At 64.2% G+C, this 430-nt stretch carries 1 pseudogene; it reads left to right on the top strand.

Annotated features, from left to right (window positions below):
• Positions 1 to 430: pseudogene (locus HW466_RS31550) on the top strand (HipA domain-containing protein); the annotation flags it as partial.

Here is a 430-nt window from a genome sequence, read left to right as displayed (position 1 = left end):
GCCGGCGCGCAGGAAAAGGACGCCTTCCTGTGGTGGAACGGTCGATGCATGAAGCCGCGCGGCGCCACGCCTACCACGCATATCTTCAAGCTGCCGCTGGGTTTGATCGGCGGCCGGCGTGCCGATTTCAGCACCTAGGTGGACAACGAGTGGCTGTGCCTGCGCCTGTTCAAGGCCTATGGCGTGCCGACCGCCAGCGCAAGAATCGCCGCTTTCGGGACCCAGCGCGTGCTGGTGGTCGAACGTTTCGATCGCATCGTCTCGACGAGCGGTTCGCGTCTGCTTCGCCTGGTCCAGGAGGATTTCTGCCAAGCCACCGCCACGTCACCGCTGCTCAAATATGAAAACGAGGGTGGGCCGGGCCTGAAGGACTTGTTCGAGCTCGTCCATCAATCGCGCGACGCCGAGCGCGACCTGCGCACGCTGATGG

Origin of the sequence: Burkholderia territorii (assembly GCF_902833055.1) — a bacterium.
GTDB classification, from domain to species: Bacteria; Pseudomonadota; Gammaproteobacteria; order Burkholderiales; family Burkholderiaceae; genus Burkholderia; species Burkholderia territorii.
This window is presented reverse-complemented; position numbering and strand designations above follow the sequence as displayed.